Genomic DNA, 26495 nt, shown 5'->3' on the forward strand with positions numbered 1-26495 from the left:
ATGAAAAAACTATCATTTCAGCAAATTATTCTGACATTACAAAATTATTGGCAGGATTATGGCTGTGCAATATTGCAACCTTACGATGCCCATGTTGGAGCCGGTACGTTTCACCCTGCAACTGTACTTCGCTGCCTTGGTACTAAACCTTGGTCTGTTGCATATGTTCAGCCATCAAGAAGACCAGGGGATAGCAGGTATGGCATGCATCCTAATAGAATGCAGCATTATTATCAGTTTCAAGTTATCTTAAAGCCGTCTCCAGATAATATTCAAGAGTTATATCTTAAAAGCTTAGAATGTTTAGGCATAGATTTAAAAATTCATGATATCAGATTTGTTGAAGATGATTGGGAGTCGCCAACCTTAGGTGCTGACGGACTTGGCTGGGAAGTATGGTGTAACGGTATGGAAGTATCGCAATTTACTTATATGCAGCAAATCGGTGGTATTGAATGCCGTCCCGTTGCCGGTGAAATCACTTATGGACTCGAGAGGCTTGCTTTATATATTCAAGGTGTTGATGAAGTAAGAGAGCTTGATTGGAGCGGGCAAGTAGGCGAAAAAGCTTTAAAATACGGTGAAGTGGATTTCGAAGCTGAAGGGCAATTTTCAAAATATAATTTAGAGCTTGCCGATAGTGAAATGTTACTGCGACATTTCAAGGATAGCGAAGACCAGTGTGAGAGATTAATCAAAGCTAATTTACCTATGCCAGCTTATGATGAATGCCTTAAGGCAAGTCATGCATTTAATCAACTAAATGCACTTGGAGTAATCAGCGTCACTGAGCGTGCTTCTTATGTTTTAAGAGTGCGTCATTTAGCTAGAATTTGTTGTACAAAATGGTTGGAGATGAACAAGTGAGCGAGTTATTATTAGAACTATTTAGCGAAGAAATTCCGGCTTTTATGCAAAAAAATGCTGAAGAGGGTTATTTAAATATATTCACGAAAATTTTTGAAGAAAACGAAATATTTGCAAAAGTACAAGTATTCGCGGGACCTCGCAGGATAACGCTGCATGTTACCCATTTGCCAAAGATAACTTTGCCAAAAGAGGAAGAAATTAAAGGACCAAGCATAGAAGCTCCGGAAGCCGCTATTAACGGCTTTTGTAAAGCTCATAATGTTAGTAAATTAGAGCTTCCTACTAAATTAATTAGTAATCAGCTATATTATTTCTTTGTCAAAAAAACAGAAGAAAGAGAAATAAAAGAGATTTTGCCGGAGATTATTATAGAGGCTATTAATAAATATAGTTGGGCAAAATCGATGTTTTGGGGTGATTACAAAATAAAATGGATTAGACCTCTGCGAAATATTTTATGCATATTTGACGGCGAAATATTACCGATGCAATTTGGGCATTTAACCGCTAATAATATTACGTATGGGCATCGTCTTACTGATAATAAAAAATTAGAAGTAGCAGATTTTGAAGATTATAGAAATAAGCTTTTAGAAAATCATGTTATTTTAGAAAGAGCAAAGAGAGAGGCAATAATTAAAACCGGTTTACTGGAACTAGCAAATTCTCATGAGTTAATTATAAAAGAAGATAATCGTTTAGTAGAAGAAGTAGTAGGGCTTAGCGAATTTCCTGTTGTGCTGCTTGGAAAAATACCGCAAAAATTTTTAGAGTTACCTAAAGAAGTACTTATTTCTTCGATGCGTACGCATCAGAAATATTTTTGTTTATTTGATAAAACAGGAAATTTCACACCGTATTTTCTCTTTGTCAGTAATGGCAGATTTACAAATGCTGAACTAGTTATTCAAGGTAACGAGAAAGTTCTATCGGCACGTCTTTCGGATGCTTTATATTTTTGTAAGCAGGATATAGCTAAAACTTTAGAATCAAGATTAGGCCAATTAGAAGCTGTAACATTTCATGCAAAGCTTGGTAATTTAAGAGAAAAAATTGAACGCATAACCGATATTTGTAATTATATAGCTCCAAATAATAAGGATTTGATTACAGCAGCTAGACTTTGCAAAAGTGATCTTGTTTCTGAGATGGTCGGGGAATTTCCTGATTTACAGGGGATTATGGGTTATTATTATGCAAAACATGAAGGGCTAAATGCAGAAATAGCCGCTGCAATTAGAGACCATTATAAACCGCAAGGTTTGAGCGACAATTTACCAAGTGGAAATGCGGCTTTACTTGCTTTAGCTGATAAGCTAGATAGTTTAGTAGGTTTGATGATAGCAGGGGAAACACCAACAGGCTCAGGTGATCCATATGCCTTAAGACGTCAAGCTCTTGGTATAATAAGAATAATACTTGAAAATAAATTAGAGCTAAATTTTAATGATTTAATTAATTTTTCTATAAACTTATATAAAGATTCATCTGACGAAAATAAGAATTTAATAATATCTTTTTTTGAAGAAAGAGCAAAATTTTACTTTAAAAATGACTATGATATTGCGTTAATTAATGCAGTTCTTGACTTAAATTTAGTAGATACAAACTTTAAGCTTGATGCGTTAAAAGAATTTTTAATAGAAGACGCAGGCAAGCAATTATTAAATGCTTACAAACGAGTTAGCAATATAATTGGTGATCAGAAAATTACCGGCTTAGTTGATGTGAGTCTCTTTAGTACACAACCTGAAAAAGAATTATTTGAAGTAATCCAAAAAATTTCTCTGCAAATTATAGATAGTATAGCTGATAAAGATTATAAGAAAGCATTAAATTTATTATCGTCTCTATTAACTCCCATTACTAGCTTTTTTGATAATGTACTCGTTAATGACTCTGATCCAAAGATCGCTCAAAATCGTTTGTCGTTATTACAGAATATTTGTGAATTATTTGATAAAGTAGCTAAGTTTAACCGCTTATGATAAACAAAGCAGTTCAATTTATAAAATCAGGTAAAGTGGTTGTTTTTCCGACTGAAACAGTCTATGGGATTGGTGCGGATGCCACAAATAATGAGGCGTGTTTAAAGATTTTTCAGTTCAAAGAGCGTCCTGCTATCAATCCGCTTATCGTGCATGTCTCCTCCATAGAGCAAGCAAAGGAAATAGGGGAGTTTGACGATTTAGCTACAAAAATAGCAGAACAATTTTGGTCTGGACCATTATCTATAGTTGTCCCTTTAAAAGAGAATGCAAATATTGCTCCTAGCGTAACAGCAGGACTAAATACCATAGCACTTCGGATACCATCTTATCCTGTAGCGTTAGAGCTTATCAGACAATCAGGCATACCTATAGCTGCCCCAAGTGCTAACCCTTCAAACTATATTAGTCCGACTAACGCTGAGCATGTCACAAAACATTTTAAGGATAATCAGGAAATTTTTATTTTAGCACCTGAAATCTATCAATCTAAATATGGGCTAGAGTCAACGATAATTGATACAACAACTGTTACTCCTACTATTCTTAGAGAAGGGTTTATAACTGCTGAAATTTTAGGAGAAATACTAGGGATGGAAGTTTTAAAAGCATCAGAGACAAGTACTATAAAAGCTTCAGGAATGCTTGCAAAACACTATTCACCAAAAGTACCGGTTAGGCTAAATGCTATAAATTTAGAGGATAAAGAAATCGGATTAAATTTTAGCAATAGCAATCTTACAGGAAGATTTTCATTAAACTTAAGTGTAAAAGGTGACTTTATAGAAGCCGCTGCAAATCTTTATGCTTATTTAAGAATACTTGACGATTATGCTGCATCTCATGATGTAAGAGGTATAGCAGTTAGCCCTATACCTCAAGTGAATATAGGGGCTGCAATTAATGATCGCCTAAAACGTGCCGCAAAATCATAAATTTCGGCGTTCTATTCGCCTTAATAGCTTTTTGATGATATTTGGTAATTACATAGTTATCGTGCGGTTTTAAATAATCATTTTTATTTATAATTTCAAAATTACCGTTCTGCTGTATTAACTCTATTGCTTCATAAAAATAATTTTCGATATCGGAAGCAAATACTAAATTACCATTGTCTTTTAGCTTATCTTGTAAAAGCTTAAGTCGTTCTTTATTGAAAATACGTTTCTTTTTTTGCTTATTTTTTACCCATGGATCGGGAAATAAAATATAAATTCCATCAAGGCTATTACTTGGTATCTCATTTAATATTAAATCCAAATTATTAGGGAATAATAAAAAATTCGTGATATTTTGTTCGCCTGCAAGCTTTAAAACATTTGCAACTCCGTTTAAATATACCTCTATCCCAATAAAAAGTGCATTAGGATTCATTTTAGCTTGATTAATGAAATGCTCACCCATACCAAAGCCTATCTCAAGAAATACTTTACGTTTTTCATTTACAAGCTTTTCTTTAGAAAATAAATATTTTGGTAGTTTGTTATCTAATAAATTCTTTTGCACTCCTGATAAGCTTTTACCGATACGTCTTGCATATGACCGATTGAGATTAATAGGAGAAAATAATATTACCCTACTGTGACCTTGTAGATCCTTATAAACGCTTTCAATATTATAACCATGATCTAAGAAAATTTGGGTTACCGCTTCTTCCTGTTTAAACCCTATTTCTAATATAATCTTACCGTTTGGTTTTAAGAATTGTTTGGCATTTTCGGCGATGAGAGAGTAAGCTTGCAGTCCGTCTTTTTCAGCAAATAAAGCAATAGACGGTTCATAATTGATTGTTTCAATTGCCATCTCTGATTTTTCGCTGTGAGCTATATATGGTGGGTTGCTAACGATAAAATCAAATTTCTGAGTTTCAATATTCTCAAACCAATTACTGTGAATAATCTGAATGCGATCCGTTACCTCATATTTTGCCGCATTACTTTTGATAATGTCTATAGCATCAAGACTTATATCGGTTGCAATTACATTAGCATTCGGTAATTCACATAATAGACTGATAGCAATGCAGCCGCTACCTGTGCCAAGTTCTAGGATATTTAAGAATTTGTCATTGCAGTTTTTGCTTATGTCATTCCCGCGAAAGCAGGGATTCGGTTGCTTTTTTTCTGGATTCCCGCTTTCACGGGAATGACATTGAAATACAACATCCACCAAAACTTCAGTATCGCTTCTTGGAATTAATACATGTTTATTAACAATAAATTCACGTGAGTAAAATTCTTTAACACCTGTAATATATACTATCGGTTCATGCTTTAATCTTCTCGCTAACAGTTTTTCAAAAGCTTCTATCTTGGCTTCATTTAACTGTTCATCAAGATTAATAAGTAAATACTCAATAGGTTTATTTATAACATGCTGTAGTAAAATTCGTGCTTCTAATTGTGGCGAACTAATACCTATTTTATTTAATTTATCTGTAGCGTCACTAAGAATTTGCTTTATAGAACATTGCATGGAAAGTTTTATTTTCTGCCAAAATTTTTCATTTCTAAAATCTCATCTACACTACCTAGCGGTGCTCGTTTTTTAAGTTCAGTAAATTCACGAAATATATTATTACCAAATTTATTCTTATAATATTCGGGTTCCAGAGTTATAATATCTATTTTAAGATAATTTTTGGTTTTAGGTATTTTAATTATTTTCATAAACCGTTTTATGTTATTATATCACCAATTATTTCTGAATAATATCTATATAGCTATTTTTAAAGCTAAGATTTGTTAATGTTTCTAAATCACAAGTGATTAAAGGTTCTTGTTCGTGTTGATTTTTTAATAAATAAGGACTAGTACAAAACCAAGCGAACTCTCCTTTTATCTGGTCAGCAGTTAGTTTATTTAGTACTTCACCATTTTTCCCATACAAAACCAAGTCAGAAAAAGCACCATATCCTGCTTCGGTAAATTTTATGGGAGTTTTCTTCTCACCTAAAATTTGTTTTTTCTCATATTCTTTAATAATAATATGAGTTATATTTTTTGTTGGAACAGTAATCATATATTCTTTTTCCCGGACTGGTTTATAAACTCCCCCTGTTTCTTTGAGAAATTTTGCCAAGTAGTTACATTTACTCCATTAACTTTTACCATATAAAAATGTAAATCATCTTCTACTTCATAATGATAAATTTCTGATTTCACTTCTTGTGCTTTATATAGCTTTGTAAAAAGATGTTGTAAATTAGAATATTTTTCATCTATTTTACTGAAATCAAATTCAGAGAAAATCCGTAGAGCTTGCATATATTGCATGTCTATATTATCAGGTGCTTTTGCTTCTTTGCATGCAACTTTTATAAATTTATTTAATTGTTCTTCTTGCTCATTAAAATCATTTTTTTAAATTCTTCTAAAAATTTTTTTAATAAAAGTTCTTTCCTATAATTTGCATCATCAATATACGTACTATTATTAATATCTATGCCTGTTTTTAATCTTAGAGAAAGAATTTCATTGACGAATTCAGAAATTTTAATTTCATGTTCTGTACTAATATTAGGAAGAGCTGGCAATTTTTATAGATTGCGGTTTAAAAGATAAATTATTATCTAATTTTAAAATAAAATCTTTTACTTCTGGCCAATCTCTATAATTTGATATATCTAAGAAAATAATTTTGTCTGTGGCGGTACTTAAATCTTGCAGAAAAGTAAAAATCTTTTCTAAGTTCGCTTTTTGTTTTTAAGGTTTAAAATACCCTCTTCCATAGAATATAAGGCTTCTTCTAATTTAGCATTAGCTTTTTTCATTTTATAAATAAATATTAATTTTTAATATAATATTAAGGATTAATATTTTGTCAATTATAAACTAATTATCTCTTCCATATCCCTTGGCAACTCACAAGAAAATTCCATAATCTCATTACTAGTCGGATGAGTAAAACTTAAATACCAAGAATGCAGGGCTTGACGTTTAAAATCAATTAATTTTGCTTTTAGTTCAGGGGGAGAATGAGCAATTTTTCGGTCGTTATTGCCGTAAGTTTGGTCGCCGACTATCGAATGCTTTAAATGGCTTAGCTGTACTCTAATTTGGTGAGTTCTACCCGTACTAAGCTTGCACTCCACCATACTAATACTACCTTTATAAAATAATTCTAGAGTCTTATAATGTGTAACGGCTTCTTTGCCGCCATATTTTAATATGGTCATTTTTTGGCGATCGCTTCGGCTGCGACCTATATTATTCTTACTGACTCCTTCTAGCGGATTTATTACTCCCCACACTAACACTTTATATTTCCGTATTACCTGCCTTTGTTCTATCTGATTTGCAAGTAGCATATGTGCTTTATTATTTTTAGCAACTACCATCAAGCCCGTAGTGTCTTTATCTAAACGATGTACTATCCCGGGTCTTTCTGATGAGCCGATATCCGATAAGTTTTTTGTATGATGTAATAAAGCATTAACAAGCGTATCGTTATGATGCCCTGCTCCTGGGTGTACCGTCATACCTGCAGCTTTGTTAATTACTATCAAATCATCGTCTTCATATATTATATCAAGTGCTACATTTGCTGCTGCAATTTTTAGCTCTTCAGGTTCTTTAAAAGAAAATAATATAATATCATTCTCCTTGACCAAAACATCAGGATCAGAAATAATTACATCATTAACTAGTACTTGCGAATCTTTAATAGCTTTTTGGATTTGATTCCTTGAAACATTTTCAAGAAGTGATGATAGAGCTTTATCAAGCCTTATGCCATTTAGTTCGTGTGGTACGGAATATTTTAACATATTTTATTTTAAGATAATGAATAATACGCTTAAATGGTTAAGTGCAATCGGTGTTGAATATTATTGCCATGAACATCCATCGCAATTAAAGGTACGTAATAATACTGAACTAACTGAAAAGCCACAAGTAAAACTTATGTCTACAAAAGAAACTGCATTCAATATGAATGATAAAGTTCATGATAATATAACCCTAGCAAGATCTCTTGCCGATAAAGCTGATAATATTGAAGAACTAAAAGAATCTCTACTAAATTTTAATGGTTGTGAACTTAAGAAATTTGCTACTAATACGGTTTTCGGTGACGGTAATTTGGAAGCTAAAATTATGTTAATAGGCGAAGCCCCGGGAAGTACCGAAGATTTGAAAGGAATACCTTTTTACGGCGAAAGTGGCAATTTACTTGATAATATGCTACATGCTATCGGAATTTCACGAAAAAATAACGCTTATATTACTAATACGGTATTTTGGCGTCCTCCTGCTAATAGACAGCCGACGTTCGAAGAAGTCGATATTTGTAGACCTTTTGTCGAGAAGCATATTGCTCTTATTAACCCGCAGCTAATTATTCTAGTCGGTAGCACGGCTGCAACTAGCTTACTTGGAAAAAATTCGGGTATTACTAAAATTAGACAAGAATATTATTTTTATACCAATAAATATCTATCCGCTCCTATTCAAACTACGGCAATCTTCCACCCTGCCTATTTACTCCGCCAACCTATGCAAAAACGCACCTCTTGGTATGATTTACTCAAGATTAAGGAGTATTTAGTCAATAATAGACTTCTTGTATAACTTGTACATTAATCTAGTACTAACGGTTTCACGTACTTTTCAAAATAATTTTCTACTGGACAATTAGTCGTATATATGTGATAGTGTAATCATCTCTAGTTAAGCTTAATATGCAAAACACTAAACAAATACAATTTTTATAACAGATATTCTGCTATTAAATGCAGGTAATAAAGATACTCAAGGCAAGGATATTAAAAAAGCCTTAGAAATAATAGAAGAAGTTTATAAACGAAATTGAGGGTGTTATATGGAAAATTTACAGATTATTTAAAAGAAAAATTACAACATGAGGAAATATTAGTAGGGTATATATTAATGAAGCGTTAGAGCAGTATTTCGTGGATCATAATAATGAGCTATAATGGCTATTTTAAAAGAAGCCATTATAGCAAGAGGAGGTAAGCAAAAATCTCTAAAGAAGCTCATATAAATAGGCAACATACATATATATATAATATTATCTAGCAAAAGTAATCCAAGTGTCGACAATATAGGATCTTTATTAAACGCTTTAGGCTTGCAGTTGAAAGTAGAAGCATGTGCGTTTTTAATTTTCATTAACCTTGCAAGTTGAGCGAGATATCAAAGAAAATTTTTAAATCCTAATAAATTCATAATGCATTTCTAATTTCATTAAATTAGGGTTATACTTACTGATGTATAAAAATAAGGTATATCCATATGACCAATGAAAATAATAATGATTCAGAATTTGCTGAATTAAAAATCAGAGGAAAAATATTTAAATTACCTATACTTAAAGCAAGTATCGGTGAGGATGTAATCGATATAAGTAGGGTATCTGCGGAAGCCGATTGCTTTACTTACGACCCGGGTTTTATGTCTACTGCTTCTTGTCAGTCTACTATCACCTATATAGATGGTGATAAAGGAATCTTGCGGCATCGAGGATATGATATTAAAGACTTAGCTGAGAAAAGTGATTTTTTAGAAGTGGCATATTTACTGATTTATGGGGAACTACCAAGTGGCGAGCAGTATAATAATTTCACTAAACAGGTTGCTCATCATTCATTAGTGAATGAAAGATTACACTATTTATTTCAAACCTTTTGTAGCTCTTCTCATCCTATGGCTATTATGCTTGCGGCTGTCGGTTCTCTTTCGGCCTTTTATCCTGATTTATTGAATTTTAAGGAAGCAGATTACGAACTTACCGCTATTAGAATGATTGCTAAGATACCTACCATCGCTGCAATGTCTTATAAATATTCTATAGGACAACCGTTTATTTATCCTGATAATTCGTTAGATTTTACCGAAAATTTTCTGCATATGATGTTTGCAACGCCTTGTACGCAATATACAGTAAATCCAATAATAAAAAATGCTCTTAATAAGATATTTATCCTACATGCCGATCATGAGCAGAATACTTCTACTTCAACAGTCCGAATTGCCGGTTCATCCGGAGCTAACCCTTTTGCTTGTATTAGCACGGGTATTGCCTCACTTTGGGGACCTGCTCACGGCGGGGCTAATGAAGCGGTAATAAATATGCTTAAAGAAATCGGTAGTTCTGAGTATATTCCTAAATATATAGCTAAAGCTAAGGATAAAAATGATCCATTTAGATTAATGGGTTTTGGTCATCGTGTATATAAAAACTATGATCCGCGTGCCGCAGTACTTAAAGAAACGTGCAAAGAAGTATTAAAGGAACTCGGGCAGCTAGACAACAATCCGCTCTTACAAATAGCAATAGAACTTGAAGCTATCGCTCTTAAAGATGAATATTTTATTGAGAGAAAATTATATCCAAATGTTGATTTTTATTCGGGTATTATCTATAAAGCTATGGGTATACCGTCGCAAATGTTCACGGTATTTTTTGCAATAGCAAGAACCGTAGGCTGGATGGCACAATGGAAAGAAATGCACGAAGACCCTGAACAAAAAATCAGCAGACCTAGACAGCTTTACACCGGTTATGTACATAGAGAGTATAAGGGTATTCGGGAGAGGTAAACATTTTCGTCATTACGAGGCGCGAAGCGACGTGGCAATCTCAAGAGATTTGATGAGATTGCCACGTCGCTTCGCGCCTCGTAATGACGTTGAAAATATAAATCATATGCATTTTATTGATGAAGTTAAAATATATATAAAAGGTGGGAACGGCGGCAATGGTTGTGTTAGTTTCCATCGTGAGAAATTTATTGACAGAGGCGGACCGGACGGTGGTGATGGTGGACGTGGCGGTAGTGTTATTTTCAGGAGTAATCACCATCTTAATACGCTAGTAAATTATCGATATAAACAGCATTTTACCGCAGAAAACGGCGAAAACGGTAAAGATTCAAATAGAAGCGGTAAATCAGGAAAATCATTAGTTCTTGATGTTCCGATCGGTACTCAAATCTTTTCCGAGGACGGCAATATATTATTTTATGATTTCACTGTGGATGATCAAAGCTTTGAAATAATTAAAGGAGGAAGTGGTGGTCTTGGCAACAGCCATTTCAAATCGTCGGTTAATCAAGCTCCAAGAAAGCGTACGGAAGGAGAAATTGCCGAAGAAATGTGGATTCATTTAAGTTTAAAACTTCTCTCTGATGTTGGGCTTGTGGGGCTTCCAAATGCCGGTAAATCTACTTTTTTATCCGTTGTAACGGCAGCCAAGCCTAAAATTGCCGATTATCCCTTTACTACTTTAGTGCCAAATCTTGGAGTGGTATATGTTGATGACGAAGAGTTTGTCATAGCCGATATTCCTGGTTTAATTGAGGGGGCTCATCAAGGTCACGGACTTGGCGATAAATTCTTAAAGCATATAGAAAGATGTAATGTATTAATACATTTAATAGATGGCTCTAGTAATGATGTAGTTGCAGATTATAATACGGTACGTCTTGAGCTTGAATTATATTCCGATTATCTAAAAAATAAAATCGAAACCATATGTCTTAATAAATGCGATATTCTCACAGATGAGGAAATACAGGAAAAAATAAATAAGCTGCAGAAAGTTACTAATAAAGAAATTTTTCCTATCTCTACCTGCACTAATGCTGGAGTAAATAAAATAGTTAAACTTGCTTTAGAGACTATAAAAAATCAGGAGTAATACTACTAGGTATTGCCTGCGTGGATACTGAGGATTGTCATTACGAGGATTCCTGAGATTGCCACGTTCACTAACGTTCGCTGGCAATGACAATGAATAAGCTTTAAATTAAAGTAATACGTTGCTCTTCTGCTTCTAGATATTTCTCTAGCTCTTCCTTAGTATATTTCTTTTCTTTAAGCTTTATTTCGTGATTAAATATATATTGTACAGCTTTATCTTCTAAGGCAGGATATTTAAGTCCTTCAATTGCTCTAGGATTATTTTTATAAAAATCAAATATCATATTTTCCTGCCCAGGAAAATTACGTGCTTGTTGCATAATAACTTTTCTTAAATCATCAGGCTCTAATTGCAAATTTTTAGATTTTGCATATTCAGCAAGTAATAAGCCTATTCGCACACGGCGTAGGGCTAATTTATTATAATATGCTGTTATTTCTTTAGAGGATTTATCTTTCAATAATGATTCATCTTGTTCATTTTTATCGGTTCCGGACTTTAGAATATTTTTTTCTTGCTCTAATAAAGATTCTGGTACATCAAAATCTAACAATTTTTCTAACTTATCAAATAAGTTCATTTTCATTATAGTATTAATAGCTTCTTCCCACTCATTTTCTATTTGTTTAGTAAAATGTGTACGCAATTCTTCAAGGCTATTACTTTGGAATTTTTTAGCAAATTCATCATCGATAACGGTAGGTTCTGCAGTATGTACTGCTTTAATTTGTACTACAAAACGAGCATCCTTACCTGCTAAATCTTTAGCATGGTAATTTTCAGGAAAAGTAACATTAACATCTACTTCACTACCTGTTTTAGAACCTATTAATTGTTTCTCAAAACCGGGAATAAGTGCATTACTACCTATTATTACCTTAAAATCATTTAATTTACCGTCTTCAAAAGCTTTCTCCTTGATGTACCCGATTGCATCAATGGTAACCTGATCTCCGTCTTTTATTTTTGCTTTACTTTCTTTAGTATAATTTTTTGTTAATGCAGCAAGTTTTTCTAGTTGTTCTTCAACATCTTTAGAGTTTACTTCTAATTTTGGACGATCTAGTGAGATTTTTTTTAAATCCGGAATAGTAATTTTAGGTAATAGTTCCATTTTTACGGTAAATTCTAAAGCTTTATCGGATTCGTTTTGTAATGCTTCAATTGTAGGTCTACCGATTATATTTAGATTATGCTCTTTAATAACGTGATTTACTGAATGGTTAATTCTTCTTTCTATTATATCATTCCTGACGGAAGCACCGTATTTTTTCTTAACAATTGAAACCGGTACTTTACCGGCTCTAAAACCTGCTATTTTAACTTTTTTGGTTAAATCAAGTAATTCTTTTTGAATATCGTCATCTATCTCACTTAAAGGAGTAGAAATTCTTGCATGAAAATCCAATCCTTCGTTTTTTAATATGGTAATTCCCATTTTAATAATCCATTAATTCTGTATATAGTTTGCTAATCAAAATAAACTAAAGAGCTGCAATATGCAATAGTTTTTGTAAAATCCCATTAGGATTAGGCATTGCTAACTGTGAGTTTCGCAGAACTCACCTTTGCTGGCATATAGTCGTCTATTTTTGCAATCACTAACTATTTCGCGTTAGCACTTAACAGCAATTGAGCCATTTCCATAGCAGTAAGCTCCTGCTTCTTATAATTTTCAAGGGCTTTAATAATTTTGGATATATCAAATATCTTATCGGTATTATTAATATAACAATATTTAGCCCGATTTCCCTTTTTTATTGTATTAATGTTCGGTTCGATGTTATAGTACGTAATAACCTTAATTTGTGTCTATAAATCATTATGATAATTTTTTTCTGCTACTTTATTCTTAGTGCTAAGTAATCGTTTGCCGTTGTGCTTGTTTGTACTTTTCGTTTTGTTTCATCAGGATAAGTATTAAGCAATCCATGTATAGGCTATTTGAGCATTACTAAATTCTTTCCCTGGATGAGGCTTAAGGAACTCAATAACTGCATTTTTACGGTCAAATTTTTTATTATAATATACCCTCATTATAATTAACCGCTCTATTAGTATTATTAACATAACAATATTTAGTCAAAAGCCCTTTTTTATTATCTTAATGTTCGGTTCTATTTGTTGTATAGCGTTCAATAGCTTATTCAATTCATTTCTATAAATCATGATAATAATTTTTCTCTTTCTTACTTTGCTTTTAGCATTAAGTAATCGTTTATCATTGCTTGCTTCCTCTTTTTTCTTTGCTTCTTCAGGATAAGTATCAACTAGCTAGGTTGCTATTTTAGAAGCAGTAAACTCTTTGCCGGCATGAGTTTTAAGAGTTTAATAATTGCAGTTTTGCGGTCACAAAAAGACATATTCGGTAATTATATTAAGTTAAAATTCATATTACTTTATTTTTTAGACATTGCTAAATTAAAGATGGATATTGTCATGAGCTAAGCGACTAGCCGTAGTCGATTTTGTAGAAGTACTTTTTTCTTTTTTGTTATTGCTCTTTTGTTCTTTATCTGAGTTAACTTTAAAAGTTCAATAATTACAGCTTTGTATTGAAATTTTGCAGAAAAAATAAATTATAAATTCTTCAAAATAAACAAATTAATTATATAGAAATAAAAAATTAATATTATAGTGGTATAAAAATACAACTATTTTTTAAATTATATAAAGATAAGGTATTTATGGGGTAACCCTTTATTTTTTAAAAAGAATTTAAAGGGTTATATCTTACTTTTTTAGAGTATATTGCAATAAACTAGATGATTTAGGAGCAAAAGCAAGTAAATAAATTGGGTATAAGATTTGTGGTATTGTTAACCAAAGATAGATATCGTTATGAGCTAAATAACTGAAAGTGTTGTTGCGTGGAGGCCAAATCGTCATTGCTAGGCGTGAAGCGACGTGGCAATCCAAAAAAATAATTAAAAAAATTCTGATTTACAGAATTTTTTACTGAATTGCTTCGTCGAATTACTACGTAATTCTTTTCGCGCAATGACGGAAAACCAATCCACGCAACAATGCCATGCAGGAATGACATTAAGAGCATTTTTTATTAGACCGCTTAGTCAGTAATTTTCCTCACAATGGTGTTAAGCAATAAGATTTAAGCGTACTTCTTCGTTCAGTTCTTTAGCAGAAGATAATTCTATATCAAGTTCGGCAAATATCTGCACTAAAGCTACAGATAAATCATTGATCATTTTGTAGGTATGGGCAGGGGTTGGGATGATGCGGAGGCGTTCCGTACCTCTCGGTACGGTTGGAAAATTGATATGTTGAACGTAAATACCGTATTCATTAAGGAGCATATTTGAGGCTTTCGCCGTTTTAATCGGATCACCAATAATTATCGGCACTATATGACTTTCATTTTTCAAATAAGGTATATTAAAACGTTCAAAAGAATTTTTAAGTTTTGTAACTACTTCTTGATGTTTTATTCGTTCTTCATTCGATTCTTTAAGATGTCTAATACTATGCGTTGCAGCGGTAGAAATTACCGGCGGCAATGAAGTAGTGAAAATAAACCCTGGAGCGGTTAGTCTTATAGCATCGACTAAATTATGGTTGCTAGTGATATAACCGCCGATAGTACCATATGCTTTGGCAAGTGTCCCTTGAATAATATCGATTTGATCACTACAATTAAGAAGCTCGGCAATACCGCCACCCTGTTTACCGTATAAACCGACCGTATGAACTTCATCGATAAAGGTTAAAGCATTATATTTTTTGGCTAAGTTGATTATATCTTTGATAGGTGAGAAAAAACCGTCCATAGAGTAAGCCGATTCAAAAACAACAATTTTCGGTCTATTAATATCGACTGATTGTAAAAGCTCTTCTAGATGCTTAACGTCTAAATGTCTATATATATATTTCTCGGCTCTTGAACTTGTAATCCCTGCAATTATTGATGCATGATTTAGCTCATCGGAGAAAAATACTATATCCGGCATGATTTTAGCAAGACTTGCAAGCGTTGTATCATTTGCAACAAAACCGGATGTAAAAACTAAAGCTGCTTGCTTTTTGTGTAAATTTGCAAGTTCTTTTTCAAGCTCAAGAATGGCAATATTATTACCGCCGATATTGCGAGTTCCACCTGATCCAACACCGTATTTTAGCAAGGAATCTATAGAAGCGTGCATTACTTTTGCATGTTTACTCATACCCAAATAGTCATTAATGCACCACATAACTATTTGTTTATTAGCGTGTTCTGCAAAAGGAAAATTATCGGCTTGTCTTTTTAAGGCCTTAAATTCTCGATATCTTCCTTCGCTTTTGATCTTATCTATATGTTTGCTAAATATAATATCGTAATAAGACATTTTCTCGATGTTATTCCCGTGTAGGCGGGAATCCATTTTATTAATTATAAAATTCTATAATCAGATATTTTGAATGTTCTTTCTAGATTCCCGCCTACGCGGGAATGACATCGAACAGAACAATACTTCCAAACTCACGTTTGCAACTATTCTATATTAAAATTAAAAAAGTTTAAAGTTATAATATGGCTTTTTGTACAATATCGTTTAATCTCTTTGAAAATGCACCTGTATCAGCAACCGGTTCACCCTCTAAAATACAGGCTTGATCAAATATTAGATTAACCAATTCTTCATTATTTTTATTATTTGCTTTTAAGTCGTTAAAGATTTTCTCTATGATTTTATTTTTAGGGTTTAACTCTAGATTTTTAGCTGAGGCATTAGCTATTTGTTTCTGTTCAATCAAAAATCTCTCCATACGAATATCCATAGCAGCGTCGCTAACGGCAAGACAAGCAGGACTTGAAGTAAGTTTTTTAGAGATCTTAACTTCTTTTACCAACTCCCCTAGTGTCTCTTTAAAATAATCTGTTAGCAATTTATATTCATCATCGGATTTTTTACTATCTGTATTTTTCTCCTCAGATTGTGAAGTAGTTTGCTCTACATCGATATCGCTTCTTGTCGCTGATTTAATAGCATGTTCTTTATATTTGCTATTAACATTTACCCAAAAATCATCCACTGTATCGGTAAAAAGTAATACATCGATTTTTTTACTTAACAACCCTTCGATTTGTGGGCTTGAAAGTAATTTATCAGGGTTATCACCGCTTAAATAATATATAGTACTCTGCCCTTCTTTAAAATTCGCTATATATTCGTCAAGGCTGATCATTTTATTATGCAAGGCACTTCTGAATATGCATACCTCTAATAATTTTTCATGGTTGGTAGTAGCCTCACATAAACCCTCTTTTAAAGCACCGCCGAAATTAGCCCAAAACTTATTATATTCTTCAGGTGATTTCTCTTTCTTTTTTCTAAGCTCGCCAAGCACTCTTTTTGTAATAGCATTTTTGATTTTCTCAAGCACGCTATTATGCTGCAGTGATTCACGGCTAATATTTAGTGGTAAGTCTTCTGAATCAACCACGCCTCGTAAAAATCTTAAATATGACGGGATTAAATCTATATTCTCATCAGATATAAATACTCTTTTTATATATAATTTTACTCGCCTTTTGCGATCAGGGTGGAATAAATCAAATGTTTTGCTTGATGGAATGAAAAGTAGGTTAGTAAATTCTATAGCTCCCTCGTTTTTATTATGCATAGTTATCCAAGGGTCATCAATGGCATAAGATAGACTTTTGTAGAATTCTTTATATTGTTCTTCCGTAATTTCCGATTTCGGTCTTGTCCATAATGCAGAAGCTGAATTAAGCTGGATTTCATTATGACCAGCTTCATCAAAGAAATATATTGGTACTGCTATGTGATCGGAATAGCTTTTAACGATGTGTTTTAATCTAAAATGATCAAGGAATGTATCTTCTTCCTTTTTGATATGTAAAACGATTTCCGTGCCTCTTGTGAACTCTTGATCTGAATCTGAGACAGTATATTCACCAAGTCCGTCTGATTCCCAAATATGGACTTTATCTTCCCCAGCTTTTCTTGAGGTTACAGTCACTTTATCGGCTACCATAAAGCTTGAATAAAATCCAACACCAAATTGACCGATTAGCATATTGTCTTTTTTAGAATCACCGGATAGGCTTTTAAGAAAATTTGCTGTACCCGATCTTGCAATAGTACCGAGATTTTCAATTAAATCGTCTTTATTCATGCCGATGCCATTATCACGGATAATGAGTTGTCTGTTATCTTTATCGACTTTAACCGTAATTTTAAAATTGCTATCGCCAGCTACTAATTCACTATTACTTTGAGATAAATAACGTAATTTATCACAAGCATCCGAAGCATTGGAAATTAACTCCCTCATAAAAATCTCTTTATTACTATAAAGAGAGTGAATCATTAAATTTAAAATCTTGTCAACCTCGGCATCAAATTTCTTTTTTTCTTGTATCATAATTATTCCAGTTAATAAATTATTTTTTCGTCATATGATTGCTTATGTCATTCCTGCGGAAGCAGGAATCTAGAAAATAATAAATATAAACTGGATTCCCGCCTATGCGGGAATGACATTGGAAGTCTAGCAACAACTGTACCTTATTTAATATAGGAATTAATAATCAAATTTAAATAGTCTTTATTAATATTTTTTATCAATATCGTTTTTAAGCTATGAGTATGACCTTTAATAATTTCGATATTACTACGTGATAATTTCCATTCTTTTGCTAAATAATTTATGATTTCTTCATTCGCTTTACCTTGTTCCGGTATTGCTTTTATAGATAATTTTAGATATGGGATATTATTAATAATTACAAAATTGCTAATTAGATTTTGTTTAGAATTAGGCTTTACTTTAAAACTAAGTAAAGCTTGATGTGAAGAAGAATTGTAATTGTAGAATTTATCCATGAATATTTTTTATCATATTTGCTTATTATTTTTAATAAAAAAATAATCCTTGAAAAACTTTGCTTAAACTAATATTATGTTTACCATAAATGTTTAGCACCCTTAGCTCAGCTGGATAGAGCAACAGATTTCTAATCTGTGGGTCAGAGGTTCGAATCCTTTAGGGTGCGCCATTCTGCATTTCTCGGTATTTCTACAAACGTATCAAACCGCAGATGCAGCATAAAATCAAGTTTTTGACCGTTTAACTGAATATTAATTGTCTTTCACCAAGTCTCTAAACTAAGCAGCTTTTCTCTTTCTGCTAAATAGTAAATTTATCACCTTATAAAACGAAATATTAAAAATATTTCTCAAGTTTATTAATTAAAGCTTTAATTTCTTTTGTGTTAACTAATATTTAATAATCATGATATCACAAGTATCGTTCCATATTTAGACATAAATATGAAAATTTGCTTAATGGAGCTAATAATGGATTAAAAGAAGAAATGATTATTAATACCCTCACAGAACTATCATCAGACCATTCTGGTGTAATGCTTAATTTAAAACCGAGTAATAACGAAAAAGAGTTTAAAGAAAAATTAGAAAAGATTATTAATACTTATGAAAAATGGAAGGAAAATCCTGAAAACAAAAAAGCAATTTCTCAATAACTCAAAAAAGAATTAGAGAATCTAGATATATGGTGCAAAGAAACAGCTAAAAAAGATAATTCGCATGTTTTTAAAAATATTGGACAAGTTATAAAACATAGTTTTAAAGCTTTGGCTAACATAGGAAATAAAGAAGCTTTCAAAAAAGAACAGAAAGAAGTAGGTATTTTATATGGATGCTATAACACATGCTAATAAAAATACTAAACAAACACTAGAACGCATAAGGGCTACTATTAACAAACATAAATCTCCCCTTCCTCATTTCTTATTACTACTCCCAAGAATATATCGCAAAAAAGCAAGCGAGGATCTGTAGGAAGATAAATAATAATTACTCGAAGCTGGTAAATGTATCGATAATCGTCCACTAGGGTGTGCCATTAACCGAAAACCAACAAGCCGTCTTAATCTCGTTTATTTTCAACTGTGGGGCTGGGGCATTTCAAGCATCAACATTGCAGCAAAAGCTAAACCGAGGTGAATATGCAAACGCTGCTAACGAGTTACTGTGATGGATGTGTGCTAAAGGCGGTCTTAAGCTGCAAGGCTTAGTGAAACGTCGGCAATGTTATAGATTATAATTATTACTAATTATTAAAACTTTTGATTATTTCCTGTAATTCTCTAATAATACGCTTAAACTAAGAGATATTACAGGAAATCTGCTATAAATATTTATCAATTAAGCAGATATCACCGGAGCAGGAGCAAAAGATTTTGTCGGATAATTTCCACTTTCTTTCTCCAATTTTTCAAAATGAAATATACCAAATCCAATACTTGTTGGAATCATAATAATTAATACTTCCCAGTTTCTAAAGGTTTTTATTAAATGAGGAAAGCAAAAAGAGCTAATAACATACATACAAGCAGCTGATACAGCATATGTAAATGTTACGGAAGTAAAGCGTTTAAAGATTGGAAAATGTCTAAAACAATTTGGTACAGCCGGCATAACATTAAGGGCAAAAGCCATGATAAGTGCTTGAATATAAATTAATAATATTTCCTAATGCCTAATTACAAATTAGAGGAATATCTAATATATTAGACCAAACTTTATCCCAACCTTTTGCATGAGAAATATTAGGAAAAGTTTGCTTTTTTACACACGGTGAGTTACTTGTTTTTACGTAAAGTGCTGCTATGAAAGGCGGGACTCTTTTGTCATCCATGCCGGAGAGATGTAATTGAGGGATATTATTAACCTGTTTTGCATAATTTATCGGGTTTAAGGATTTAACTAAGTAACCACGATAATTATGATATTTATCAAACTTTTTAGTATCTAAATTACCGGCAATCGTTATAATATCTTTAACATTACTATTTTGAGCGGCAATTAATATTGTAAGCCCGCCGCCACCGGAGAAGCCGACTAAGCTAAATTTTTGTCCGTTATTGATAATATTTATGACATTGTTAATTGAATCTACGACTTCCTGCCCCATTCTTTTATCTAACCAATAATCGCTAATGCATTTTGAGTTCATTTCTAAAGGAGTATATTGGCAAGGTCTTGCTATATAAACAATATTCGGTCTTTTATCCATTGTAGCAAGCTTTAAGAGCATCGGATTAACGGGAGTAGGGTTGTCGGAATTAGCAGATCCATTCGCAAGATGTCCATCTCCCTCAATATAGAATACAAAAGGTAGGTTACGGTCGGTAATACGCTGATAAGTCGTAAGAGTAAAATCACCACCGTTTACTAGCCCCATCTGAAAGTTATTTTGAGTTGCTATATCTTGCGAATGCTTTACCCTTCTAGCTACATCATGAGTAGTAGAACACCCTGAAAGAAATATTGGTATTAAAAATATTATTGCCCAAATAAAATTTTTCATAACAATTTTGATTAAAACGGTATTTCGTCGTCTAAGTCGCTATGGTCAAAGGAATGATTTTTAGTTTCAGGATGTTTATATTCGCTATGCCCTGAATCTTGATTATGATTATTAGAGTTTTTACTATCTAATAATAGTAATTGTGAATTAAAGTTTTGTAACACAACTTCCGTGGTATATTTTTCTTGACCTGAATTATCATTCCACTTACGGGTTTGCAATGAACCTTCAATATATAATTTGCTACCTTTTGTGACATAGCGTTCTACAACAGATACTAACCCTTCACTAAATATCACTACTCTATGCCATTCAGTTCGTTCTTTTCGTTCGCTGGTAATGCGATCTTTCCAAGTTTCGGTTGTTGCTAAGGAAAGATTAATGATTTTTTTTCCTTCGCCCGTAGTTCTCATTTCCGGATCACGTCCTACATTACCTATTAATATTACTTTATTTACACTACCTGCCATAGATTACTACCTACTTTAAAACATTACTATTGCAATAATAAAATAAAAGAGCCTATAATACTATAGGTTTTTTAAAAAATATCTCAAAAATTTTGTAGTGAAGTGATTATGAACCAAGAATATATTAAGGTACGCGGTGCTAAAGAGCATAATCTAAAAAATATAAATGTTAATATTCCAAGGAATAAATTTGTTGTTATCACCGGTCTTAGCGGTTCAGGCAAGTCTTCTTTAGCGTTTGATACTATTTATGCAGAAGGTCAAAGGCGATATGTTGAAAGTTTATCTGCATATGCAAGGCAATTCTTACATTTACAAAATAAACCTAATGTAGAATCTATTTCCGGATTATCGCCTGCTATTGCAATTGACCAAAAAACTACTTCCAAAAATCCACGTTCTACGGTTGGAACTATAACGGAAATTTACGATTATCTTAGGTTATTATATGCAAGGGTGGGTATTCCTTACTCTCCGGCAACCGGTCTTCCGATACATAGCCAAACAGTTTCCGAGATGGTAGATATAATTAACGAACTACCTAAGGGTACGAAAATATATTTACTCGCTCCTATTGTTAGAGGACATAAGGGTGAGTTCAAGCGTGAAATTATGAACTTAAAAAAGCAAGGCTTTCAGAAATTAATAGTTAACGGGGAAGTTTGCGAAATTGATGATTTACCGAAACTTGATAAAAATAAGAAGCATAATATAGAAGTGATAGTTGATAGAATAGTTCTAGACGAAAGTTTAGGTAATAGACTTGCAGATAGCTTAGAGAGTTCGTTAAATCTTGCCGAGGGTATTACTTATTTGGACATTGTAGAATTACCGCCGGCAGTTAAGAGTGAGTTTGAAAAAAATCAGCGTATTACTTTTTCCGAGCAATATTCTTGTCCGGTATCGGGTTTTCAGCTTACTGAAATAGAGCCTCGAATCTTTTCTTTTAATAGCCCTTTTGGAGCATGTCCTAAATGTGAAGGGATAGGTAAGGAGTTTTTCTTTGATAGAGATTTAATAGTTCCGGATCAAAGAATTGCTATTAAAGACGGTGCAATAGTGCCTTGGGGTAGTACAGCTTCTAAATTTATCCTAGAGACATTAAAGGCTCTTGCCGATCATTATAAATTTTCTATTGAAGTACCTTTTGTAAGTTTATCACAAAATGTTAAGGATATTTTATTTGAAGGTTCAGGAGAAGAGGCAATAAAGTTTGAATTTCACGATGGTTCTAAAACGCAAATAATAAAACAACCTTTTGCCGGTATAATACCAAGTTTGCAAGAAAAGGACCGTACTATAGAATCGGTTTTAATTAAAGAAGAACTAGCTAAATTTAAGTCAGAGCATAAATGTACTGCTTGTTCAGGGTTTAGATTAAAAGACGAAGCATTATGCGTTAAAATAGCAAATTTGCATATAGGCGAAGTAGCAGGTATGAGTATTGCAGCCTTGCAAAAATGGTTTAGTCACTTAGAAGAAAAATTAAATAAAAAGCAATTATTTATTGCTGAGCGTATACTCAAAGAAATTACCGAGAGATTAAAATTTCTTATGAATGTCGGGCTTGATTATCTAACGTTATCACGAGAAGCAGGTACTTTATCGGGGGGAGAAAGTCAGCGTATTCGTCTTGCATCTCAAATAGGTTCAGGACTGAGCGGTGTTTTATATGTACTTGATGAGCCGTCTATTGGTCTTCATCAACGAGATAATACAAGATTAATTGAGACACTAAAAAGGCTTAGAGATTTGGGTAATACCGTTTTGGTAGTCGAGCATGATGAAGAAACAATATATGCAGCAGACCATATTATTGATATAGGACCGGGAGCCGGTATTCACGGCGGTCGTGTTATTGCGGAAGGAAATGCTGAAGAAATAAAGAATTTTGAAGAAAGTATCACAGGTAGGTATCTAAGTGGTCGTCAAACAATCAAAGTGCCGTCTGAAACAAGAGTAGGGCATGATAATAGGGCAATTGAATTACTTGGGGCGGTTTCCAACAATTTAGATAATGTTGATATCAAAATTCCGCTTGGTACTTTTACCGCTATAACGGGAGTATCGGGAAGTGGTAAATCAAGCTTGATGATTCATACTCTGTATAAAGCGGCTCTAAAGCATTTAGAGCCAACTAGCAAAGTATTTCCTGGCAAATATAGAGAGTTAAAAGGACTTGAATATATTGATAAAATTATCGATATTAATCAATCTCCGATAGGTAGAACTCCTCGTTCAAACCCTGCGACTTATACAGGTGTCTTTACCAATATTAGGGATTGGTTTGTGGAGTTACCTGAATCAAAAGCTAGAGGGTATAAAGTAGGCAGATTTTCGTTTAACGTTAAAGGTGGTAGATGTGAAGCATGCCAAGGTGATGGGCTAATAAAAATAGAGATGCATTTCCTACCTGACGTATATGTAAAGTGTGATATTTGTAACGGTCACAGATATAATAGAGAAACGCTTGAAATAAAATATAAAGGTAAATCTATTGCCGATATTTTGATGATGACTGTAGAAGATGCGATGCAGTTTTTTGAAAAAATACCGTTAATCTATGAAAAATTAATTATCTTAAATGAAGTGGGTCTAGGCTATATTAAAATCGGTCAGTCTGCTACTACTCTTTCAGGTGGTGAAGCACAACGCGTTAAGCTTGCTAAAGAATTATCAAGACGTTCAACCGGTAAAACGCTTTATATACTTGATGAACCGACTACGGGATTACATATCGACGATATTAATAAATTGTTAAAAGTGTTACATAAACTTGTTGATATGGGCAATACCGTTTTAGTTATCGAGCATAATTTAGATGTTATAAAAACTGCAGATTATATTATTGACGTCGGTCCTGAAGGTGGCGACAAAGGTGGTAAGATAGTTGTATGTGGCACTCCTGCCGACATCGCTGTCTGTGAGGAAAGCCATACCGGTAGATATTTAAAGCAATATTTGGTGTGATCTAATATAAATAACAAGTTACTCTATATAATTTGCTATTTGATGTATTTCTAAATTATCCTTAACACTCATCTCTTGATTTCGTTAAGAAAAATTAATCTAATCCTTGCTATTTTCTAAAAATTATCATGTTTTATGGTTTTCTGTAGAATAATTATAAAAGAAGAAATTAATGAAAGTTACATTTAATAGTATTGAAAAAATTTATAATTTATTAACTACCGAAGAATGGATAGATAAATAAGATCCAAAGCAACGCTTGGAACAATTAAACAAAAAACTAGCGAAAGCTAGTGATCCAAAAGGTCATAACAACCTTAGAAGAAAATGCTAAAAGTAATCCCATGACTTTAAAAAAAGCTGGAATACACCAAGACGATGCTGAAATATATTATATAAGGAGGGCTTTAATAAAAAGTCTAGTGATACATTAAAAGAATTATTAGAAAATAATTTTGATCAATTAAATACTAATGATGTTTTTGAAAAAATACATAAGCAATATTTAAGTACAAATACACACCTTAAAAAATCTTATTAGTAAAGACTATGTAAGGAATATTGCCATATTGTCGAAAATCGCTGACTTATATACGGAGAATGGCGGTTTAAATTCTTTAGAAATGGCTAAAAAAGTATCTACTTACTTTGGAAATTTAGAAGATATAAAAAGTTACTTAAAAACTGTTAATTATGATACAAAAGAAACAATAGAATTGAGTTTTCAATTTAATTTACCACAAACATTGTCTTCCAAAACATTAGAATTTTTTCAAATTTTAAATAAATCTGGAAGAGACTCATTATATATTTTCAGTAATGCACACTTACTGGAAAAAACTGAAAAATTTCAAAAAATTCTTAAAGAAAATAAATTAAATGATTTTTCAGCAGATAACTAAAAATGATTTAAAGAATTAGTAAATCAAGTAACTGAAATAGTAAATTAAAGAATCTTATAAGTACAACGAAGAAGAATTATCAGAAGAAAATAAATTACATGCAAAAAATTTAGCTAATTTTTCTTTAAAAGGAAAACTAGATAATAATAGTTTTCAAAAAGCATTGAACTTTATAAAAGAATATATATGCCTGATATTAATTTTGATATAGAGGTAACAGGCAAAAAGTATAATTTTCCTAAATTACCTGCCGATGATATGAAAGGTTTTATGCTTGGTAAATTTAGTAATTCTTGCCAATCTATAGGACATGATTCCGAAATATGTATTTTAGACGGTATGAGTAAAGCAAATGCCGGTTTTTATATAATTACGGATGATGAAAGGAAATATAAGAGCTCAGTCATATGCTTGGCTTGTTGGAGAGGGAAAAAAGAATGAAAAAGCCACTTCTATGTATGGTACTAGATTCATTTGAGCATTTAGGGAAAGAAGATAAATTATTATTTGTACCTATAATAAATAAATTGAGAGAAGCATTACAAAAACAAGCATTAAATTTATATGTAGGATGTGGCGGACAAACTCCTAAACTTGATATAAACACTATACTTCATCCAAAACCAATGGAGCAAGATTTATATATGGCGATGCAACAAATGTTTATCCTATTACAAGAAAAGTACCAACAATAGAATTAAACTTAGGAAAAAATGCTAATAACCAGGTTAATCAATATTCTACTATTGAAGAGCTAAAAACTGATAGTAAATTACTACAATACTACAACAAATTAATAATAAGTAAGCAAATTAACCGAGATTTAACAGAAGAGGAAATATCGTTGCTTAACATAGGTTTTACTTTTGCACAAATTTCGAATATAGAAAACAATAAACAAGAATTCTTTGTTGAAAATGATGATAATATAAAAAGTTTGACTGACGCCGGTGTTAGTGTGAAAGAAGTACTTGCAATGGAACCAAGTCAGCAGAAACTCTGTATTGAAAATAGTTATAAGGTAAAAAGCTTATCTAAGGCCAGGCTCATTACGAAAGAATTGTTTAATATGATAACAGGCCAACAAGAATCAGGTAATACAAATGAAAATGATTTAACTCAGTTCGATAATACGGATCACAATGCATTAAAAGTAGAGTTGATAGGTGATGCTACAGAACAAGCTTAGGTGAGCGTGGAATACAATTCAAGTATAATAGAATTCTTGCATAACATAGCTAATAAGGAGAGATCCTTTTGGAGACAAATAAGTT

Annotated in this window: 25 protein-coding genes, 1 tRNA gene and 4 pseudogenes; 15 read left to right on the top strand and 15 right to left on the bottom strand. The window is 32.5% G+C overall.

Translation table 11 applies throughout. From position 1 onward, the window contains the following. Genes ABVF33_RS06350 through ABVF33_RS06360 form a run of 3 tightly spaced genes read left to right on the top strand, consistent with a single transcriptional unit; the run spans position 1 to position 3793 of the window. Positions 1-867, top strand: coding sequence for a glycine--tRNA ligase subunit alpha (locus tag ABVF33_RS06350; RefSeq protein ID WP_499706700.1), 867 nt, complete (start codon positions 1-3; stop codon positions 865-867). Then, positions 864-2858 (top strand): glycine--tRNA ligase subunit beta, encoded by a 1995-nt coding sequence (glyS, locus tag ABVF33_RS06355; protein ID WP_499706701.1) that lies wholly within the window; start codon positions 864-866, stop codon positions 2856-2858. Before ABVF33_RS06350 ends, glyS begins: the two co-directional genes overlap by 4 nt. Beyond that, positions 2855-3793 (top strand): L-threonylcarbamoyladenylate synthase, encoded by a 939-nt coding sequence (locus ABVF33_RS06360; RefSeq protein WP_499706702.1) that lies wholly within the window; start codon positions 2855-2857, stop codon positions 3791-3793. Before glyS ends, ABVF33_RS06360 begins: the two co-directional genes overlap by 4 nt. Here ABVF33_RS06360 and trmB read toward each other — a convergent pair. The 6 genes from trmB to ABVF33_RS06390 form a co-directional block, all read right to left on the bottom strand. Next, positions 3759-5333 carry a bifunctional peptide chain release factor N(5)-glutamine methyltransferase PrmC/tRNA (guanosine(46)-N7)-methyltransferase TrmB gene (gene trmB, locus ABVF33_RS06365; protein ID WP_499706703.1) on the bottom strand — a complete coding sequence of 525 codons (1575 nt, stop codon included), beginning with the start codon at positions 5331-5333 and terminating at the stop codon, positions 3759-3761. The two genes, ABVF33_RS06360 and trmB, sit on opposite strands and share 35 nt — an antisense overlap. 8 nt (positions 5334-5341) lie before the next feature. Continuing rightward, the gene (locus tag ABVF33_RS06370) at positions 5342-5527 is read right to left on the bottom strand and encodes a hypothetical protein (RefSeq protein ID WP_004997160.1); all 186 of its coding nucleotides are present in this window, start codon (positions 5525-5527) and stop codon (positions 5342-5344) included. A 28-nt stretch (positions 5528-5555) separates the two neighbouring features. Then, complete coding sequence (locus ABVF33_RS06375; RefSeq protein WP_499706704.1) at positions 5556-5879, bottom strand: hypothetical protein; 324 nt, start codon at positions 5877-5879, stop codon at positions 5556-5558. Further along, complete coding sequence (locus tag ABVF33_RS06380; RefSeq protein ID WP_499706705.1) at positions 5876-6124, bottom strand: hypothetical protein; 249 nt, start codon at positions 6122-6124, stop codon at positions 5876-5878. The genes ABVF33_RS06375 and ABVF33_RS06380 overlap by 4 nt, the downstream gene beginning before the upstream one ends. A gap of 62 nt (positions 6125-6186) precedes the next feature. Then, positions 6187-6393: a hypothetical protein gene (locus ABVF33_RS06385; RefSeq protein WP_499706706.1), complete on the bottom strand. Its 207-nt coding sequence runs from the start codon at positions 6391-6393 to the stop codon at positions 6187-6189. A 291-nt stretch (positions 6394-6684) separates the two neighbouring features. After that, positions 6685-7626, bottom strand: a complete 942-nt coding sequence (locus ABVF33_RS06390; RefSeq protein ID WP_499706707.1) for an RluA family pseudouridine synthase — start codon at positions 7624-7626, stop codon at positions 6685-6687. Positions 7627-7642: 16 nt separating this feature from the next. Here ABVF33_RS06390 and ABVF33_RS06395 point away from each other — a divergent pair, with 16 nt between their 5' ends. Further along, positions 7643-8428, top strand: a complete 786-nt coding sequence (locus ABVF33_RS06395) for a uracil-DNA glycosylase family protein (RefSeq protein WP_499706708.1) — start codon at positions 7643-7645, stop codon at positions 8426-8428. Between the two features lie 315 nt (positions 8429-8743). Here the strand turns inward: ABVF33_RS06395 and ABVF33_RS06400 are convergent, their stop codons facing one another. Then, positions 8744-8989, bottom strand: coding sequence for a hypothetical protein (locus ABVF33_RS06400; RefSeq protein WP_499706709.1), 246 nt, complete (start codon positions 8987-8989; stop codon positions 8744-8746). Between the two features lie 123 nt (positions 8990-9112). On the opposite strand from ABVF33_RS06400, the gene ABVF33_RS06405 reads away from it, so the two are divergent. Both ABVF33_RS06405 and obgE read left to right on the top strand, forming a co-directional pair. Continuing rightward, on the top strand, positions 9113-10420 hold the full coding sequence (locus tag ABVF33_RS06405) for a citrate synthase (protein ID WP_499706710.1): 1308 nt from the start codon (positions 9113-9115) through the stop codon (positions 10418-10420). A 106-nt stretch (positions 10421-10526) separates the two neighbouring features. Beyond that, positions 10527-11519: a GTPase ObgE gene (obgE, locus tag ABVF33_RS06410; protein WP_499706736.1), complete on the top strand. Its 993-nt coding sequence runs from the start codon at positions 10527-10529 to the stop codon at positions 11517-11519. A gap of 103 nt (positions 11520-11622) precedes the next feature. Here the strand turns inward: obgE and tig are convergent, their stop codons facing one another. The 5 genes and pseudogenes from tig to ABVF33_RS06435 all read right to left on the bottom strand — a co-directional run bounded on the left by tig (position 11623) and on the right by ABVF33_RS06435 (position 18370). Beyond that, complete coding sequence (tig, locus tag ABVF33_RS06415) at positions 11623-12960, bottom strand: trigger factor (protein ID WP_499706711.1); 1338 nt, start codon at positions 12958-12960, stop codon at positions 11623-11625. A gap of 403 nt (positions 12961-13363) precedes the next feature. After that, positions 13364-13691: pseudogene (locus tag ABVF33_RS06420) on the bottom strand (hypothetical protein). Positions 13692-14620: 929 nt separating this feature from the next. Beyond that, entirely contained in the window at positions 14621-15865 is a 1245-nt protein-coding gene (gene hemA / locus ABVF33_RS06425; protein WP_499706712.1) for a 5-aminolevulinate synthase, read from the bottom strand. 178 nt (positions 15866-16043) lie between these two features. Next, positions 16044-17909 carry a molecular chaperone HtpG gene (gene htpG / locus ABVF33_RS06430; protein WP_499706713.1) on the bottom strand — a complete coding sequence of 622 codons (1866 nt, stop codon included), beginning with the start codon at positions 17907-17909 and terminating at the stop codon, positions 16044-16046. 143 nt (positions 17910-18052) lie between these two features. After that, positions 18053-18370 (bottom strand): A1G_07140 family DUF167 domain protein, encoded by a 318-nt coding sequence (locus ABVF33_RS06435; RefSeq protein WP_499706714.1) that lies wholly within the window; start codon positions 18368-18370, stop codon positions 18053-18055. Positions 18371-18466: 96 nt separating this feature from the next. On the opposite strand from ABVF33_RS06435, the gene ABVF33_RS06440 reads away from it, so the two are divergent. The 4 genes and pseudogenes from ABVF33_RS06440 (at position 18467) to ABVF33_RS06455 (ending at position 19613) form a co-directional block, all read left to right on the top strand. Next, positions 18467-18543 (top strand) — tRNA-Arg (locus ABVF33_RS06440). 282 nt (positions 18544-18825) lie between these two features. Further along, positions 18826-19029 carry a hypothetical protein gene (locus ABVF33_RS06445; protein WP_004997182.1) on the top strand — a complete coding sequence of 68 codons (204 nt, stop codon included), beginning with the start codon at positions 18826-18828 and terminating at the stop codon, positions 19027-19029. A 172-nt stretch (positions 19030-19201) separates the two neighbouring features. Beyond that, a complete protein-coding gene (locus ABVF33_RS06450; RefSeq protein WP_016770521.1) occupies positions 19202-19348 on the top strand; it encodes a hypothetical protein in 147 nt (48 codons plus the stop codon). Between the two features lie 58 nt (positions 19349-19406). Further along, positions 19407-19613 (top strand): annotated as a pseudogene (locus tag ABVF33_RS06455) (glycoside hydrolase family protein). Between the two features lie 101 nt (positions 19614-19714). Here ABVF33_RS06455 and ABVF33_RS06460 read toward each other — a convergent pair. The 3 genes from ABVF33_RS06460 to ABVF33_RS06470 are packed head-to-tail and all read right to left on the bottom strand — an operon-like array spanning position 19715 to position 21349. Next, the gene (locus tag ABVF33_RS06460; protein WP_499706715.1) at positions 19715-20008 is read right to left on the bottom strand and encodes a hypothetical protein; all 294 of its coding nucleotides are present in this window, start codon (positions 20006-20008) and stop codon (positions 19715-19717) included. A 40-nt stretch (positions 20009-20048) separates the two neighbouring features. Next, positions 20049-20879, bottom strand: coding sequence for an alpha/beta hydrolase family protein (locus ABVF33_RS06465; protein ID WP_499706716.1), 831 nt, complete (start codon positions 20877-20879; stop codon positions 20049-20051). Between the two features lie 11 nt (positions 20880-20890). Further along, positions 20891-21349 (bottom strand): single-stranded DNA-binding protein, encoded by a 459-nt coding sequence (locus ABVF33_RS06470; protein WP_499706717.1) that lies wholly within the window; start codon positions 21347-21349, stop codon positions 20891-20893. Between the two features lie 108 nt (positions 21350-21457). Here ABVF33_RS06470 and uvrA point away from each other — a divergent pair, with 108 nt between their 5' ends. The 5 genes and pseudogenes from uvrA (at position 21458) to ABVF33_RS06495 (ending at position 26410) form a co-directional block, all read left to right on the top strand. After that, on the top strand, positions 21458-24319 hold the full coding sequence (gene uvrA / locus ABVF33_RS06475; RefSeq protein ID WP_499706718.1) for an excinuclease ABC subunit UvrA: 2862 nt from the start codon (positions 21458-21460) through the stop codon (positions 24317-24319). A gap of 569 nt (positions 24320-24888) precedes the next feature. Next, a pseudogene (locus ABVF33_RS06480) lies at positions 24889-25240 on the top strand (hypothetical protein). A 167-nt stretch (positions 25241-25407) separates the two neighbouring features. After that, positions 25408-25699: pseudogene (locus tag ABVF33_RS06485) on the top strand (hypothetical protein). Next, on the top strand, positions 25680-25916 hold the full coding sequence (locus ABVF33_RS06490; protein WP_016830557.1) for a hypothetical protein: 237 nt from the start codon (positions 25680-25682) through the stop codon (positions 25914-25916). Before ABVF33_RS06485 ends, ABVF33_RS06490 begins: the two are co-directional and overlap by 20 nt. A 149-nt stretch (positions 25917-26065) precedes the next feature. Further along, the gene (locus tag ABVF33_RS06495) at positions 26066-26410 is read left to right on the top strand and encodes a hypothetical protein (protein WP_499706719.1); all 345 of its coding nucleotides are present in this window, start codon (positions 26066-26068) and stop codon (positions 26408-26410) included. Positions 26411-26495: the final 85 nt, after the last annotated feature.

Source organism: Candidatus Rickettsia barbarica, from assembly GCF_041477405.1.
Classification (GTDB): Bacteria; Pseudomonadota; Alphaproteobacteria; order Rickettsiales; family Rickettsiaceae; genus Rickettsia; species Rickettsia rickettsii.

Coding starts and splice junctions, on each gene's coding strand:
- ABVF33_RS06470 (WP_499706717.1), bottom strand. CDS start 21,349: ATGGCAGGTAGTGTAAATAAAGTAATATTAATAGGTAATGTAGGACGT.
- ABVF33_RS06405 (WP_499706710.1), top strand. CDS start 9,113: ATGACCAATGAAAATAATAATGATTCAGAATTTGCTGAATTAAAAATC.
- ABVF33_RS06360 (WP_499706702.1), top strand. CDS start 2,855: ATGATAAACAAAGCAGTTCAATTTATAAAATCAGGTAAAGTGGTTGTT.
- ABVF33_RS06490 (WP_016830557.1), top strand. CDS start 25,680: ATGGTACTAGATTCATTTGAGCATTTAGGGAAAGAAGATAAATTATTA.
- ABVF33_RS06375 (WP_499706704.1), bottom strand. CDS start 5,879: ATGATTACTGTTCCAACAAAAAATATAACTCATATTATTATTAAAGAA.
- uvrA (WP_499706718.1), top strand. CDS start 21,458: ATGAACCAAGAATATATTAAGGTACGCGGTGCTAAAGAGCATAATCTA.
- ABVF33_RS06380 (WP_499706705.1), bottom strand. CDS start 6,124: ATGCAAGCTCTACGGATTTTCTCTGAATTTGATTTCAGTAAAATAGAT.
- trmB (WP_499706703.1), bottom strand. CDS start 5,333: ATGCAATGTTCTATAAAGCAAATTCTTAGTGACGCTACAGATAAATTA.
- ABVF33_RS06395 (WP_499706708.1), top strand. CDS start 7,643: ATGAATAATACGCTTAAATGGTTAAGTGCAATCGGTGTTGAATATTAT.
- ABVF33_RS06460 (WP_499706715.1), bottom strand. CDS start 20,008: ATGGCTTTTGCCCTTAATGTTATGCCGGCTGTACCAAATTGTTTTAGA.
- ABVF33_RS06400 (WP_499706709.1), bottom strand. CDS start 8,989: ATGAAAATTAAAAACGCACATGCTTCTACTTTCAACTGCAAGCCTAAA.
- ABVF33_RS06450 (WP_016770521.1), top strand. CDS start 19,202: ATGGATGCTATAACACATGCTAATAAAAATACTAAACAAACACTAGAA.
- htpG (WP_499706713.1), bottom strand. CDS start 17,909: ATGATACAAGAAAAAAAGAAATTTGATGCCGAGGTTGACAAGATTTTA.
- tig (WP_499706711.1), bottom strand. CDS start 12,960: ATGGGAATTACCATATTAAAAAACGAAGGATTGGATTTTCATGCAAGA.
- obgE (WP_499706736.1), top strand. CDS start 10,527: ATGCATTTTATTGATGAAGTTAAAATATATATAAAAGGTGGGAACGGC.
- ABVF33_RS06350 (WP_499706700.1), top strand. CDS start 1: ATGAAAAAACTATCATTTCAGCAAATTATTCTGACATTACAAAATTAT.
- ABVF33_RS06370 (WP_004997160.1), bottom strand. CDS start 5,527: ATGAAAATAATTAAAATACCTAAAACCAAAAATTATCTTAAAATAGAT.
- ABVF33_RS06465 (WP_499706716.1), bottom strand. CDS start 20,879: ATGAAAAATTTTATTTGGGCAATAATATTTTTAATACCAATATTTCTT.
- ABVF33_RS06390 (WP_499706707.1), bottom strand. CDS start 7,626: ATGTTAAAATATTCCGTACCACACGAACTAAATGGCATAAGGCTTGAT.
- hemA (WP_499706712.1), bottom strand. CDS start 15,865: ATGTCTTATTACGATATTATATTTAGCAAACATATAGATAAGATCAAA.
- ABVF33_RS06435 (WP_499706714.1), bottom strand. CDS start 18,370: ATGGATAAATTCTACAATTACAATTCTTCTTCACATCAAGCTTTACTT.